Here is a 12,969-nt window from a genome sequence, read left to right as displayed (position 1 = left end):
AGGGCGGCTCATGGGGTTGAGCGGCTCCGGATGATTGGTCGAGTCACTCCGCGGCGCCGGCGCTGAGACCGACGGTGCGACCGCCCGGGAGGCTTAGAGGCCGCTCCACCCCTCTCCTCAATCCTCTTCCCTCGGGCTTCGCCGCGGGGGAGAGGAGCTGAGTCAGGCCATCACCTCGGGCCGTTCGTCCTCGCCGTCCTCCTCGCGCCGCATCCGGTCCATCTCGGCGCGGAGCAGGCGGTCCATGGTCTCGCGCTGGTCGCGGGTCTCCAGGATGTAGCGCTCGCTGTCGGTCCAGGCGGGGGCGAGGCGGTTGAACAGGGCCAGGTCCTGGTCGCGGAAGAGGCTGGCGGCGCGCGCCGCCCGCCGCTCCGAAAAGCCCAGCCGCAGCAGGGCGCGGCGGCCGACCGCCAAGCCCCCCTCGAAGGTCTCGCGCTCTACGTCGTCGGCGCCGCCCCGCACCAGCTCGTAGGCGTGCCGGCGGTCCCAGGCCCGCGCCAGGATGGTCAGGCCCGGGAAGGCGTCGCGGGCGGTCTCGACGATCTGCACCGCCTTGTCCTGGTCGTCGACGGCGACGATCAGCAGCTTGGCCTTCTCGGCCCCGGCCGAGCGCAGCAGATCGAGGCGGCTGGCGTCGCCGTAGTAGACCTTGCGGCCGAACTTCCGCAGCAGGTCGATCTGTTCGACGCTGGAATCCAGCGTCACGACGTTGAAGCCGTTGAGCAGCAAAAGGCGCGCGGCGATCTGGCCGAAGCGGCCGAAGCCGGCGACGATCACCTCCGGGTCCTCGCTGGGGAAGCGCTCCGGCGGCGGCGCCTCGGCGGCCACCACCCGGGCCAGCACGATCCGCTCGTGGATCGCCACCAGCACCGGCGTCAGGGCCATGGAGACGGCGACGGCGGCGGTCAGCAGGCCCGCAAGGTCGGCCGGCAGCACGCCCGCCCCGACCGTGAAGCCGAGCAGCACGAAGGCGAACTCGCCGCCCTGGGCCAGGAAGACGGCGGTGGTCGCCGCGTCGCGGGCCGGCATGCGGAAGGCCCGGGCTGCGCCGAACATGGCCAGCCCCTTCAGACCCATCAGCCCGGCGACGATCAGCGCCAGGGCCGCCGGCTGGCTGAGCACGACGGCGAAGTCGAGGCCCGCGCCGACGGTGATGAAGAACAGGCCCAGCAGCAGGCCGCGGAAGGGCTCGATGTCGGCTTCCAGCTCGCGCCGAAACTCGCTCTCGGCCAGCACCACCCCGGCCAGGAAGGCGCCGAGCGCGGGCGACAGGCCCACCAGCTGCATCAGCGCCGCGACGGCGATCACCAGCAGCAGGGCGAAGGCGGTGAAGATCTCGCGCAGGTTGGAGGCGGCGATGAAGCGGAACACCGGCCGGATCAGGTAGCGCCCGGCGACGAACACCGTCGCCACCGCGCCCAGCACCGCCAGCGCCTGCAGGCCCACGGGCAGGTGCCCGATCATGCTGGCGCCGTGGCCGGCCTCGGCCCCGTGGGCGTCCGGCGTGAGGGTGGCCAGCAGCGGCAGGAAGGCGAACAGCGGGATCACCGCCAGGTCTTGGAACAGCAGGACGCCGAAGCTCGCCTCGCCGACCGCTCCCTGGCGCAGGCGCTTCTCCTCCAGCGTCTGCAGGATGATGGCGGTCGAGGACATGGCCAGCACCAGCCCGGCCGCCAGCGCCGGGCGCCAGTCCAGTCCGAGCGCCAGCCCCGCCGCCGCCAGCAGCGCGGCCGAGCCGGCCATCTGCAGGGCGCCCAGGCCGAAGATCGCGGTCTTCAGCCGCCATAGCAGCGCCGGCCTCACCTCCAGCCCGATCAGGAACAGCAGGATCACGACCCCGAACTCGGCGACGCGCATCACGTCGCCGGGCTCGCCCACCAGATCCAGCACGAACGGCCCCACCAGCACGCCGGCGATCAGGTAGCCGAGCACCGAGCCCAGCCCCAGCCGCTTGGCGATCGGCACCGCGATCACCCCGGCGGCGAGGTAGACCAGCGCCTGGGTCATGAGGGATTGGCCGTCCAAGGATGCTCCTTCGCGCGCTCGCCGTCAGCCGCCGGCGCGGCAGGCTGGACTATCGCCGATGCAGATAGGGCCGCGCACGCGAATTTGCCCGCCCGCGGCCTTGCAATTGCTGCAACGCAGCGTAACACGGCTCCATGGTGACCAAGACGCGCGCCACGGCGGCCGAGGCCCTGGAGGGCCTGCTGTTCGACGGCATGACCATCATGGCCGGGGGCTTCGGCCTCTGCGGCATCCCCGAGAACCTGATCACGGCCATCCGCGCCTCCGGCGTGAAGGACCTGACGGTGGTCTCGAACAACTGCGGGGTCGACGACTTCGGCCTCGGCATCCTGCTCGCCGGCGGCCAGATCAAGAAGATGATCTCCAGCTACGTGGGCGAGAACAAGCTGTTCGAACAGCTCTACCTCTCCGGCGAGCTGGAGCTGGAGTTCAATCCGCAGGGCACGCTGGCCGAGCGCATCCGCGCCGGCGGCGCCGGCATCCCGGCCTTCTTCACCAAGACCGGCGTCGGCACCCTGGTGGCCGAGGGCAAGGAGGTCCGCGAGTTCGACGGGGAGCTCTACGTCATGGAGCGCGGCCTGACCGCCGACCTCTCCATCGTCAAGGCCTGGAAGGGCGACGCCGAGGGCAACCTCGTCTATCGGAAGACCGCCCGGAACTTCAATCCGATGATGGCCACGGCCGGCAAGGTGACGGTGGCGGAGGTGGAGGAGCTGGTCCCGGTGGGATCGCTCGACCCCGACCACATCCACACGCCCGGCATCTTCGTCGACCGCATCCTGCAGGGCGTGCATGAAAAGCGCATCGAGCGGGTCACCACCCGGCCGCGCGAGCAGGAGAGCGCCTGATGGCCTGGTCGCGTGACGAGATGGCCGCCCGGGCGGCCCGCGAGCTGCAGGACGGCTTCTATGTGAACCTCGGGATCGGCATCCCGACCCTGGTCGCCAACTTCATCCCGCAAGGGATGCAGGTGACGCTGCAGAGCGAGAACGGGATGCTCGGCATGGGCCCCTTCCCCTACGAGGGCGAGGCGGACCCGGACCTGATCAACGCCGGCAAGCAGACCATCACCGAGCTGCCCAGCAGCGCCTACTTCTCCTCTGCCGACAGCTTCGGGATGATCCGCGGCGGCCACATCGACCTTTCCATCCTGGGCGCCATGCAGGTGGCCGCCAACGGCGACCTCGCCAACTGGATGGTGCCGGGCAAGATGGTGAAGGGCATGGGCGGGGCCATGGACCTGGTGGCCGGCGTCAAGCGCGTGGTCGTGGTCATGGAGCACACCGAGAAGTCCGGCGCGCCCAAGCTGGTCAACGCCTGTTCCCTGCCGCTGACAGGGAAGGGCGTGGTCGACCTGGTGGTCACCGACCTCGGGGTCTTCGACGTCGCCCGCGGCAAGCGCCCCCTGCGCCTGGTCGAAGTCGCCCCCGGCGTGACCCTGGACGAGGTCAAGGCCAAGACCGAGGCGGCGTTCGAGGCGGCGTAGGCGGCGCCTAGGCCGTCCGCCAGGGCGTGCCGACGGTGAAGAGGTAGGTGCCTTCCACCCACCGAAGGATCTTCGGATCGAGCTCGAAGGCGCGGGCGCGGTCGACGCGGCCGCCGGCTTCGTCGCCGGCCATGGCCAGAGCGAGGCCCCGGCCGAACAGAGCGCGCGGGTTCTGCGGATCGTTCGCCAGCACGGCGTCGAAGTCGGCCCTGGCCGCGGCGTGGCGGCCCCGTTCGAGGTTCATGTAGGCGCGATCGAGGCGCACCTGGGCGGAGCGGGGGTTGAGCTCGACGGCCTTGTCGCATTCGGCCGGGGCGGTCTTGCGCCAGCCGCGGCGGGAGGCTTCGGCGCAGAGCCATGCGTAGACGTGCGGCCCGTCGGTGCGGCTCGCGGCGGCCTTGTCCACTGTCTCGGGGATGGTCTGGAAGGCGCGCTGGGCGGCGCGATAGCCGTCGAACACCTCGTCCGAGGCCTTCAGCGGGGCGGCGCAGACCGCCTGCACCAGCTCCAGCTCGTCGGCGTTCACCGTCCGGCCATGGCGCGGGGCGGCGAGCGTCTCTCCGGCCAGCAGCTTGCCTTCGAAGTCGTAACGGGCCACGGCGGCGTCGAAGATGCGTTGCGGCCGGCACTTCACGGCCTTGCGCTCGACCGCCAGGCCGGCGCCGCCCTCCAGGGCGCGCGGACCGCTCGCGACGGTCAGCACGACGACTTCGGTGCGGTCCTTGCCCGGACGCATCTCGTCGAGCGCCAGGTAGCGGCTCTCGTCGACGCCGGTGCGGAGCAGGCGCAGCCGGCCCTCGGGGAGGGCCGGGGGGCCGGCCGACGCGGCGGCCGCCGCCGCCGGCGCGGTTGAGGCGCCGCTGCGCCAGATCCAGACGCCGGCCGCAACCCCGGCCGCCAGGACCACGGCCGCCGCGATGAGCATCGGCGCGGCGCCGGCCTTCTTCTTCGCCATCCTGGCTCCCCCCGGAAGCGCCGGTAGCGTCCGGCGTATTGTGCAGCTTAGAATAGTGCCGCCTGGCCGCCCGCGCTACTTGCACCTTTGTGCGCGGGTGTCAGAATCCCGTTCCATGAAGCCCAGCCTGCTCGTCGCCCTCTCGCTCGCGGCCACGCTCGGGGCCTCGACCGCGCCCGCCGCGCCCGCCGCGCCCAACCTGAAGACCGCGGTGTTCGCGGGGGGCTGCTTCTGGTCGGTGGAGCACGAGATGGCGGCCCTGCCGGGCGTGGCCGACGTGGTGGCCGGCTATTCGGGCGGCACGTCGGCGCGGCCGACCTACGACAACCACGAGGGCCATCTGGAAGCGGTGCGGGTGACGTACGACCCGGCCAGGATCAGCTACGCCCAGCTGGTCGACGGCTTCTTCCACCGGATCGACCCGACGGACCCGAACGGCCAGATCTGCGACCAGGGGCCGTCCTACCGGACCGCGGTGTTCGTCGCGAACGCCCAGGAGAAGGCCGCGGCCGAGCAGGTGAAGGCCAAGGTCGCCAGGGAGCTCGGCAAGCCGGTGGCGACGAAGATCCGCAGCGCCGCCCCGTTCTGGACGGCCGAGGTCTACCACCAGGACTTCGCCAGGAAGAACCCGGCCCGCTACGCCCAGTACCGCACCGGTTGCCGGCGCGACGCCCGCCTCAAGGCGGTGTGGGGAGCCCGGTACGCGGGTCACGCGGCCGCGGCGCATAGCGCTCGCCGGTGAAGATCTCCGCCCGCCGGCGGCGTTTCTCGTCGAGCCGGATGGAGAAGATCTCCCGCCCGGACGTCTCGGCGAAGTCCGCGACCATCTCGTCCCGCCAGGTCTGCTCGAGGGCCACGGCCAGGACGCGCTCGCCGTTGGCCCGGGTGAGCGGGTCGGTGGTCTCGGCCTGGTTCTGCGGCGTGGCCGCGCGCAGCCACATCACCAGCGGCGGGGCGCCGGCCGATCCGAAGTAGTCGCGGCCGTAATAGGCGGCGGCGTTGAACAGGAAGCGGTCGTTGACGGCCACTGCCGTGTAGGGCCCGTCCAGCTGGGCCCGCTCGATCATCCGCTCGGTGATCGCCGACCAGCCCTTGGCCCGCTTGAAGCTGTTGGAGATCCCCAGGGGCTCCGCCAGCTCCGGCCGCAGGCAGACGGCCAGGAACAGGGCCGCGACCACGCCCTGCAGCGCCAGGGCGGCGATCAGCCATCCGCGGGCCCGCCAGCGCAGCAGCCAGGCGGCGACCAGCACCGACCCGGCCACGTAGCCGGCGCCCGACCAGTTGGCGTTGGCCCGGCTGATGAAGGCCTGGCCGGCGACGATCAGCAGCGGGGGGATGGCGAAGCAGACCAGCAGCAGGTCCGCCTCGGTCAGCCGCCGGCGGATGGCCAGCACGACGGCGCCGCCGATCAGCACCGCGAACGGGATGGGGCCGAAGACGCCGAACTGCGAGGCCAGGAAGTCGCCGAGCTCGGGGAGGTTGAACAGCTGGCGCCCGCCCCAGGCCGCATTGGCCGCGGTGTGCTGGACGGTGGCGAAGCCGTTCAGCGCGTTCCAGATCAGGTTGGGCGCAAGGATCGCCAGCGCTGTGCCGACCGCCGCCGCGATGGTCGCGGGCGACCACATGGCCCGTGCCCGCCCAGAGACCAGCAGGTGAAGGGCCACGCCGATCAGGGCGTAGAGGGCCGCGTACTTGGAGAGGAAGGCCAGGCCCACGGCGGCCCCGAACACCGCCGCCCGCTTCACAGAGGGCCCGGAATTGAACATCCCGGCGTAGGCCACGAGCGAAAAGCTCAGGAACATCAGCAGCGGCGCGTCGGTCGAGGCGATCAGCGACGACAGCTGCACCCCCGGCATCAGCATGTAGAAGGCCGCCGCGACGAAGCCGGTCGCCGAATCGTAAAGCCGCCGCCCGACGACGAACACCGCCAGGGCCGCGGCGGCGTGGAAGAAGGGCGAGGCGAGCCGGACGAACGGTTCGGCGTCGCCGCCGATCGCCGTGGTCGCCCAGATCGTCCAGGCCACCATCGGTGGCTTCGAGAAATAGCCGAAGTCCAGGGTCCGGGACCAAAGCCAGTACTGGGCCTCGTCCGGGTAGAGCTCCAGGGGGCTGTCGAACAGCACCATCAGCCGCGCCGCGGTCAGGCCCGCCGCCAGCAGGATCGCGGTCCGCCAGAGGCGGTGATCGGGAGCGGCGGCGGTCTGCGTCAAGTCGTCGGATCCCCTGGACGTGGGCGAGGCATGCGCGAGCGGCCGGCCGCTGTAAAGCCGGGTAAACAGGCGCCAGCGCCCGCCAGCGTGGCGCCGGCGCCTCACCGGCGCGGCTTGTTGTCACCGTCACGAAAGCTTCGCCAACAAACCCGGAAGTTGCCGCTATAGGGGCGCCGTCGGGGGCGCCGCTGGGCCGGACCCTCGGGGCGATGACGAGGGGATAACCTGATGATTTCGATGAAGAGGCTCGCCGGCGGCGCAGCGCTCACGACGCTGCTGTGCGCCATGTCCACGGCGGTCTACGCGCAGGAGACCACCGGCGCGATCCGCGGCGTGGTGACCGACGATTCCGGTGCGCCGGTGCCGAGCGCGACCGTGACCATCACCCACGTGCCGACCGGCGCCGCCAGCACCACCGTGGCCGGCGCCGAGGGCGGCTTCTCGGCCCGCGGCCTGCGGGTCGGCGGCCCCTACCGCGTGCGGGCGACCGCGTCGGGTTACGAGGCCGGCGGCGTCACCGTGCAGGGCATCGGGGTCGGCGACGCGGCCCAGGTCGAAGTCGTCCTCTCCCGGGCCGGCGGCGAGACCGAGGTCTCCGAGCTGGTGGTGACCGCCGCGGCGGCGGCCCCCTCGCAGGGCGGCCCCAGCACCAACTTCACCACGGCCGACATCGAGAGCCTTCCCTCGATCAGCCGCGACATCAAGGACGTGGCCCGCCTCGATCCCTTCGCGGCCATCGATCCGACCAACCAGGACGCCCTGTCGTTCGCCGGCGTCAACAACCGCTTCAACCAGCTGACCGTCGACGGCGTGCGCCAGAACGACGACTTCGGCCTGAACAACAACGGCTACCCGACGCAGCGCTCGCCGATCAGCCTCGACGCGGTCGAGGCGGTGAACGTCTCGGTGGCGCCCTACAGCGTCATCAACAACGGCTTCATCGGCGGCCAGATCAACGCGGTCACCAAGTCGGGCGGCAACGCCTTCTTCGGCACGGCCTACTACGAGCGCACCGGCCGCGACTGGCAGGGCGACACCGTCGAGGGCCAGCCCTTCGGCGCCGAGTTCGAAGAGAAGATCTGGGGCGCCACGCTGGGCGGCCCGATCCTGCGCGACAAGCTGTTCTTCTTCGTTTCCTACGAGAAGTACGAGGGCGAGCTGGGCTTCGACGAGGGCCCCTTCGACCTCGGCCGCACCGTCTCCATTCCGCGGATCAGCTCGCAGGCGGTGGAGACCTTCCGCCAGGCCGCCGAGCAGGTCTACGGCTACGACCCGGGCTCCTACGTCACCGGCCCGTTCCCGGTCGAGGACGAGAAGTGGCTCGCCAAACTCGACTGGAACATCACCGACAACCACCGCCTGGCGCTGACCTACCAGAACACGCTCGGCAACTCGCTGAACGGCTCGACCAGCGACGTCTTCTCGATCGGCTCGTCGGTGTCCCAGCCGCGGGTGGGCCTGGAGTCGCAGCAGTACAACAAGATCGAAGAGCTCACGACCTACACGGTCCAGCTGAACTCCGACTGGACCGACAACTTCTCGACCGAGCTGCGCTACAACTTCAAGGAAACCGACACCCAGCAGAACCCGCTGCTCGGCCTTGAGGTCGGCGAGGTGACGGTGAACGTCGCCGACCTGCCCGGCGTCGCACCCGGCACGGGCACGCCGCAGATCCGCTTCGGCGCCGAGATCAACCGGCACGACAACTACCTCCACGTGGAGGTCGAGACCTACGAGGCGATCGGCCGCTACAGCTGGGGCCCGCACGACATCCTGTTCGGCGCCCGGACCGAGAAGAACGACATCTTCAACGTCTTCGTGAACAACTCGATGGGCAGCTGGACCTTCGACAGCTACGCCGACTTCCTGGCCCGCCGGGCCTCGCGGTTCACCCTCCAGGGCGCCGTCGACCCGAACGGGGGCACGGTCCCGGCCACGCTCGGCACCGCCCGCCGCGGCGCCGCGGACTTCGCCTTCCGGCTGAACAGCGTCTACGCCGAGGACCGCCTGCAGGTCCTGGACAACCTCGACGTCACCGCCGGCATCCGGTTCGACTGGTACTCGATGGACGACGTGCCGGAGCTGAACACGGCGTTCGTCTCCCGCAACAACTTCACCAACCAGCAGAACCTCGACGGCAAGCACGTCATGCTTCCGCGGGTGGCGGTGAACTGGGAGCCGATGGACCGGCTGAACGTGCGGGCGGGCCTCGGCCGCTTCTCGTCCACCGGCCTGAACGTCTGGCTGTCGAACCCCTTCGCCAACACCGGGGTGATCCAGACCAATGCGGTCTGCACGCCGAACGGGCCGTTCAACAACGTCGACCTCACGGTCGCGCCGGCGAACTGCACCTTCACCCCGCGCGGCGGCAACACCAACGTGCTGGATCCGGCCTTCCAGATCCCGACCGTGTGGAAGGGCAGCCTGGGCGCCTCGTACGAGTTCGACTTCGGCCGCTGGGGCGACCAGTGGCTGGTGCAGCTCGACTACCTGAAGTCCGTCAACGAGAACGCCCTCTACTGGGTGGACCTGCGGGCCGTGCAGACCGGCGTCGCGCCGGACGGCCGTCCGGTGTGGAGCCGCTCGACCATCGGCCAGACCGCCGGCGTCGACTACGACATGATGCTGACCAACCACGACAAGGGCGGCTCGGACGCGGTGGCGCTGACCATCGCCAAGTCCTGGGACGAGGGCATCTGGGACGGCCTGGGCATGCAGTTCGTCTACACCTACACCGAGGCCGAAGACGCCAACCCGATGACCAGCTCGATCGCCCAGTCGAGCTACACCCGGTTCGCCAGCTTCAACCACCAGAACCCGCCGGCGGCGATCTCCGACTACGAGATCCGCCACCGCTACGCCCTCAACCTGAACTACTCGCGCGAGTTCTTCGGCGACTACAAGACCAGCGTGAACGTCTTCGCCCAGCACCGTTCGGGCCTGCCGTTCAGCTACACCTTCGCCAACAGCCGCTCGGGCAACTTCGACAACGACTTCTTCAACAACGTCTCGAGCTACTCGGGCCGTCAGGCGACGTCGAACCAGCTGCTCTACGTGCCTATGGCCAACGACCCCATCGTGCTCTACGCGCCGGGCTTCGACGTGGCCGGGTTCAACCAGTTCCTGGACAACTCGGGGCTGTCGAAGTTCCGCGGCCGGATCGCGCCGCGCAACGCCTTCCGCCACGCCGACGTCACCACCATCGACGTGCGGATCAGCCAGGAGCTGCCGGCCTTCTTCCCGAACGGGGCGAAGATCGAGGTGTTCGCGGACATCGAGAATCTCGGCAACCTGCTGAACGACGACTGGGGCGTGCTGGAGCAGTATGACTTCTACCGCGGCGTGCCCGTGGTGGACGTCCGCTGCGCCACCTCCGCCGCCGGTCCGACGGTCGGCTGCGGCACGCCGGGCGCCAAGTACGTCTACTCGGCCGCTGGCGGCGGGAACTTCCAGCAGCCGGTGCAGGCGTTCCGCCGCAACGGCTCCACCTGGCAGATCAAGCTGGGCGCCAAGTACAAGTTCTAGACGATCGCTTTGAGGAGAGTGGGAAGGGCGGTCCGGCGACGGGCCGCCCTTTTCGCATTCAAGATCCTCCCCCACAGGGGGAGGGGGACCGCCGAAGGCGGTGGAGGGGGCCGCATCCCCGGCGGCTCGGGCGTGAACCCCCTCAGTCCCTTCGGGACAGCTCCCCCGGTGGGGGAGCATCATTGCGCAGCGGCAGGACGCTCGAGCCCGTGTCTCTTGACGTAGGGGCCTCACCCGCCCATGTGCGCGCGTCGTTGTCGAAGGGGTGAGATGGACCGGATCGTTCCTGCCGAGTGGGCGCCGCATCGGGCGATGTGGCTGGGCTTCCCGAGCCATGCGGAGCTCTGGGAGGAGGACCTGGAGCCCGCCCAGGCCGAGGTGGCCGCGCTGGCGCGCGCCCTGGCGGGGCCGGGCGGCGAGCATGTGCGCCTGCTGACCGGCTCGCCGGAAGGCGAGGCCGCGGCCCGGTCGCTGCTGGCCGACGTGGCGCGGGTGGAGATCGTGCCCGGGCGGTTCGGCGACATCTGGCTGCGCGACACCGGCCCGATCTTCGCCCGCACGCCCGAAGGGACGGAGGCGCGCGCCTTCCGCTTCAACGGCTGGGGCGGCAAGTATGTCCTGGAGCACGACGATGCGGTCGCCGCGCAGATCGCCGAGGCCGCCGGCGCGCCGCTGGCGCAATCCGAGGCGGTGCTGGAGGGCGGGGCGCTCGACCATGACGGCTTCGGCACGGTGCTGACCACGACCCAGTGCCTGATCAATCCCAACCGCAACGCCGGCTGGGACGAAGCCGCGGCCGAGAAGGTGCTGGCCGAGGCGTTGGGCGCCCGCAAGGTGCTGTGGTTGGGCGAGGGCCTGCTGAACGACCACACCGACGGCCACGTGGACAACCTGGCCCGCTTCGTCGGGCCGGGCGTCGTCGCCTGCCCGGTGGCCTTCGGAAGGGACGATCCGAACGCGGACGCCTACGACGATGCGGCCCGCCGGCTCGCCTCCATGACCGACTCGCGCGGCGAGCGGCTCAAGGTCGTGCGCATCCCCTCGCCGGGCTATGTGGACGACGGCGAGGGCGCGTACGTGCCCGCCAGCCACATGAACTTCGTCATCGCCAACCAGGCGGTGGTCTGTCCGATCTACGAGACCAAGGCGAGCCCGCTGGCGCTCGAGGCCTTGCGGCGCCTCTTCCCGGACCGGGCCGTCATCGGCCTGCCGTCCACCGCCGTCCTGACCGGCGGCGGCTCGTTCCACTGCATCACCCAGCAGGAGCCCGCCTGATGACGCGCCAGATCAAGGTCGCCGCCATCCAGACCTCGTACGGCGAGGACATGGCGGCCAACATCAGGAAGACCGAGGACTTCGTCCGCCAGGCGGCGAGCGAGGGCGCCCAGGTCGTGCTGCCCTCCGAGCTGTTCCAGGGCCCCTACTTCTGCGTCGCCCAGGAGGAGCGCTGGTTCGCCACCGCCTATCCCTGGCGCGAGCACCCCTGCGTGACCGCCATGGCGCCGCTGGCCCAGGAGCTGGGCGTCGTCATCCCCGTCTCGATCTTCGAGCGCGAGGGGCCGCACTACTTCAACAGCCTCGTCATGCTGGACGCCGACGGCTCGCCCATGGGCGTCTACCGCAAGAGCCACATCCCCGACGGGCCGGGCTACAACGAGAAGTACTACTTCCGGCCCGGCGACACCGGCTTCAAGGTCTGGGACACCCGGTTCGGCAAGCTGGGCGTCGGCATCTGCTGGGACCAGTGGTACCCGGAGACCGCCCGCGCCATGACGCTGATGGGCGCCGAGGTGCTGTTCTACCCCACCGCCATCGGCTCGGAGCCGCATGACGCGACCCTCGACACCGCCGCGCCCTGGCGGCGGGCGATGCAGGGCCATGCCGTCTCCAACGTGATCCCGGTGGTCGGGGCTAACCGGACGGGCTTCGAGCCGTGGGCGAACTACCCGAACGGCGGGCAGCTGTTCTACGGGTCGAGCTTCATCGCCGACCACCGCGGCGACCTCGTCGCCGCCCTCGGGCGCGAGGACGAGGGCGTGCTGCACGCCGAGTTCGACCTCGACTTCCTGGCCACCCACCGGGCGGCCTGGGGCTTCTTCCGCGATCGGCGGACCGACCTCTACGGCAGCCTGGCGGGGGCCCGCCCGGCGTGATCGAGACCGGGCGCCTGATCCTTAGGGCGCCGGACGAGGCCGACCGCGCCGCCATCGCGGCCATGAACGCCGACCCGCGGGTGGCCGCCACCCTCGGTTCGGCGCTCACCCGGGAGGAGAGCGATGCGATGGTGGACCGCATCCGGGTCCACATCGGCCTGCACGGCTGGGGCTTCTGGGCCGTGGAGCGCAAGGCCGACCGCGCGGTGATCGGCCTCACCGGCCTGCTCTCCATGGGCGAAGACCTGCCGCCCGGCCCGGCCGTGGAGATCGGCTGGCGCCTCGCCTTCGAGACCTGGGGCGGCGGCTACGCCACCGAGGCGGCCCGCGCGGCGCTCGCCTGGGGCTTCGAACACATCCGCCCGCCCGAGATCATCGCCATCACCGCCCGGACCAACCTGCGCTCCCAGGCCGTGATGCGCCGCATCGGCATGGTCCCCGACCCGACCCGCGATTTCGACCATCCGAAGCTGGCGGCCGACCACCCCCTGCGCCCGCACGTCACTTTCGTGGCGAAGGCGCCTTAGTCCTTCTTCCTCCCCCGCGAAGCGGGGGAGGGGGAGGGGGCGAGCCGCCTGCTCCGAGCAACGAGACGTGCAGATTGGAGCGGCCCGC

The 12,969-nt window shown here is 70.8% G+C and carries 10 protein-coding genes; 7 read left to right on the top strand and 3 right to left on the bottom strand.

The window, feature by feature from the left end:
* Nucleotides 1-162: 162 nt before the first annotated feature.
* A complete protein-coding gene (locus ACFSC0_RS06120) occupies nucleotides 163-2,025 on the bottom strand; it encodes a monovalent cation:proton antiporter-2 (CPA2) family protein (RefSeq protein ID WP_377282513.1) in 1,863 nt (620 codons plus the stop codon).
* Nucleotides 2,026-2,159: 134 nt separating this feature from the next.
* Between ACFSC0_RS06120 and ACFSC0_RS06115 the strand changes: the two genes are divergently transcribed.
* Both ACFSC0_RS06115 and ACFSC0_RS06110 read left to right on the top strand, forming a co-directional pair.
* Nucleotides 2,160-2,873 (top strand): CoA transferase subunit A, encoded by a 714-nt coding sequence (locus ACFSC0_RS06115; RefSeq protein WP_377282514.1) that lies wholly within the window; start codon nucleotides 2,160-2,162, stop codon nucleotides 2,871-2,873.
* The gene (locus ACFSC0_RS06110) at nucleotides 2,873-3,511 is read left to right on the top strand and encodes a 3-oxoacid CoA-transferase subunit B (RefSeq protein ID WP_377282515.1); all 639 of its coding nucleotides are present in this window, start codon (nucleotides 2,873-2,875) and stop codon (nucleotides 3,509-3,511) included. Before ACFSC0_RS06115 ends, ACFSC0_RS06110 begins: the two co-directional genes overlap by 1 nt.
* A gap of 7 nt (nucleotides 3,512-3,518) precedes the next feature.
* Here ACFSC0_RS06110 and ACFSC0_RS06105 read toward each other — a convergent pair whose 3' ends face one another.
* Nucleotides 3,519-4,466 (bottom strand): tetratricopeptide repeat protein, encoded by a 948-nt coding sequence (locus ACFSC0_RS06105; RefSeq protein ID WP_377282516.1) that lies wholly within the window; start codon nucleotides 4,464-4,466, stop codon nucleotides 3,519-3,521.
* 115 nt (nucleotides 4,467-4,581) lie between these two features.
* Between ACFSC0_RS06105 and msrA the strand changes: the two genes are divergently transcribed.
* Nucleotides 4,582-5,208: a peptide-methionine (S)-S-oxide reductase MsrA gene (gene msrA, locus ACFSC0_RS06100; protein ID WP_377282517.1), complete on the top strand. Its 627-nt coding sequence runs from the start codon at nucleotides 4,582-4,584 to the stop codon at nucleotides 5,206-5,208.
* On the opposite strand, the gene ACFSC0_RS06095 is transcribed toward msrA, so the two are convergent.
* Nucleotides 5,144-6,676, bottom strand: a complete 1,533-nt coding sequence (locus ACFSC0_RS06095; RefSeq protein ID WP_377282518.1) for an ArnT family glycosyltransferase — start codon at nucleotides 6,674-6,676, stop codon at nucleotides 5,144-5,146. The two genes, msrA and ACFSC0_RS06095, sit on opposite strands and share 65 nt — an antisense overlap.
* Before the next feature lie 237 nt (nucleotides 6,677-6,913).
* Here ACFSC0_RS06095 and ACFSC0_RS06090 point away from each other — a divergent pair, with 237 nt between their 5' ends.
* The 4 genes from ACFSC0_RS06090 (at nucleotide 6,914) to ACFSC0_RS06075 (ending at nucleotide 12,881) form a co-directional block, all read left to right on the top strand.
* Nucleotides 6,914-10,201, top strand: coding sequence for a TonB-dependent receptor (locus ACFSC0_RS06090; RefSeq protein ID WP_377355110.1), 3,288 nt, complete (start codon nucleotides 6,914-6,916; stop codon nucleotides 10,199-10,201).
* A 270-nt stretch (nucleotides 10,202-10,471) separates the two neighbouring features.
* On the top strand, nucleotides 10,472-11,476 hold the full coding sequence (locus ACFSC0_RS06085; RefSeq protein ID WP_377282520.1) for an agmatine deiminase family protein: 1,005 nt from the start codon (nucleotides 10,472-10,474) through the stop codon (nucleotides 11,474-11,476).
* The gene (gene aguB, locus ACFSC0_RS06080) at nucleotides 11,476-12,354 is read left to right on the top strand and encodes an N-carbamoylputrescine amidase (RefSeq protein ID WP_377282521.1); all 879 of its coding nucleotides are present in this window, start codon (nucleotides 11,476-11,478) and stop codon (nucleotides 12,352-12,354) included. Before ACFSC0_RS06085 ends, aguB begins: the two co-directional genes overlap by 1 nt.
* Nucleotides 12,351-12,881, top strand: coding sequence for a GNAT family N-acetyltransferase (locus ACFSC0_RS06075; RefSeq protein ID WP_377282522.1), 531 nt, complete (start codon nucleotides 12,351-12,353; stop codon nucleotides 12,879-12,881). The genes aguB and ACFSC0_RS06075 overlap by 4 nt, the downstream gene beginning before the upstream one ends.
* Nucleotides 12,882-12,969 lie beyond the last annotated feature (88 nt).

The organism is Phenylobacterium terrae (assembly GCF_042681205.1).
GTDB classification, from domain to species: domain Bacteria; phylum Pseudomonadota; class Alphaproteobacteria; order Caulobacterales; family Caulobacteraceae; genus Phenylobacterium; species Phenylobacterium terrae.
This window is presented reverse-complemented; position numbering and strand designations above follow the sequence as displayed.

Bases quoted from the DNA above. Each gene is read 5' to 3' on its own strand.
- ACFSC0_RS06115 (WP_377282514.1), top strand. From the start codon at position 2,160: ATGGTGACCAAGACGCGCGCCACGGCGGCCGAGGCCCTGGAGGGCCTG.
- ACFSC0_RS06110 (WP_377282515.1), top strand. From the start codon at position 2,873: ATGGCCTGGTCGCGTGACGAGATGGCCGCCCGGGCGGCCCGCGAGCTG.
- ACFSC0_RS06105 (WP_377282516.1), bottom strand. From the start codon at position 4,466: ATGGCGAAGAAGAAGGCCGGCGCCGCGCCGATGCTCATCGCGGCGGCC.
- msrA (WP_377282517.1), top strand. From the start codon at position 4,582: ATGAAGCCCAGCCTGCTCGTCGCCCTCTCGCTCGCGGCCACGCTCGGG.
- ACFSC0_RS06090 (WP_377355110.1), top strand. From the start codon at position 6,914: ATGAAGAGGCTCGCCGGCGGCGCAGCGCTCACGACGCTGCTGTGCGCC.
- ACFSC0_RS06085 (WP_377282520.1), top strand. From the start codon at position 10,472: ATGGACCGGATCGTTCCTGCCGAGTGGGCGCCGCATCGGGCGATGTGG.
- aguB (WP_377282521.1), top strand. From the start codon at position 11,476: ATGACGCGCCAGATCAAGGTCGCCGCCATCCAGACCTCGTACGGCGAG.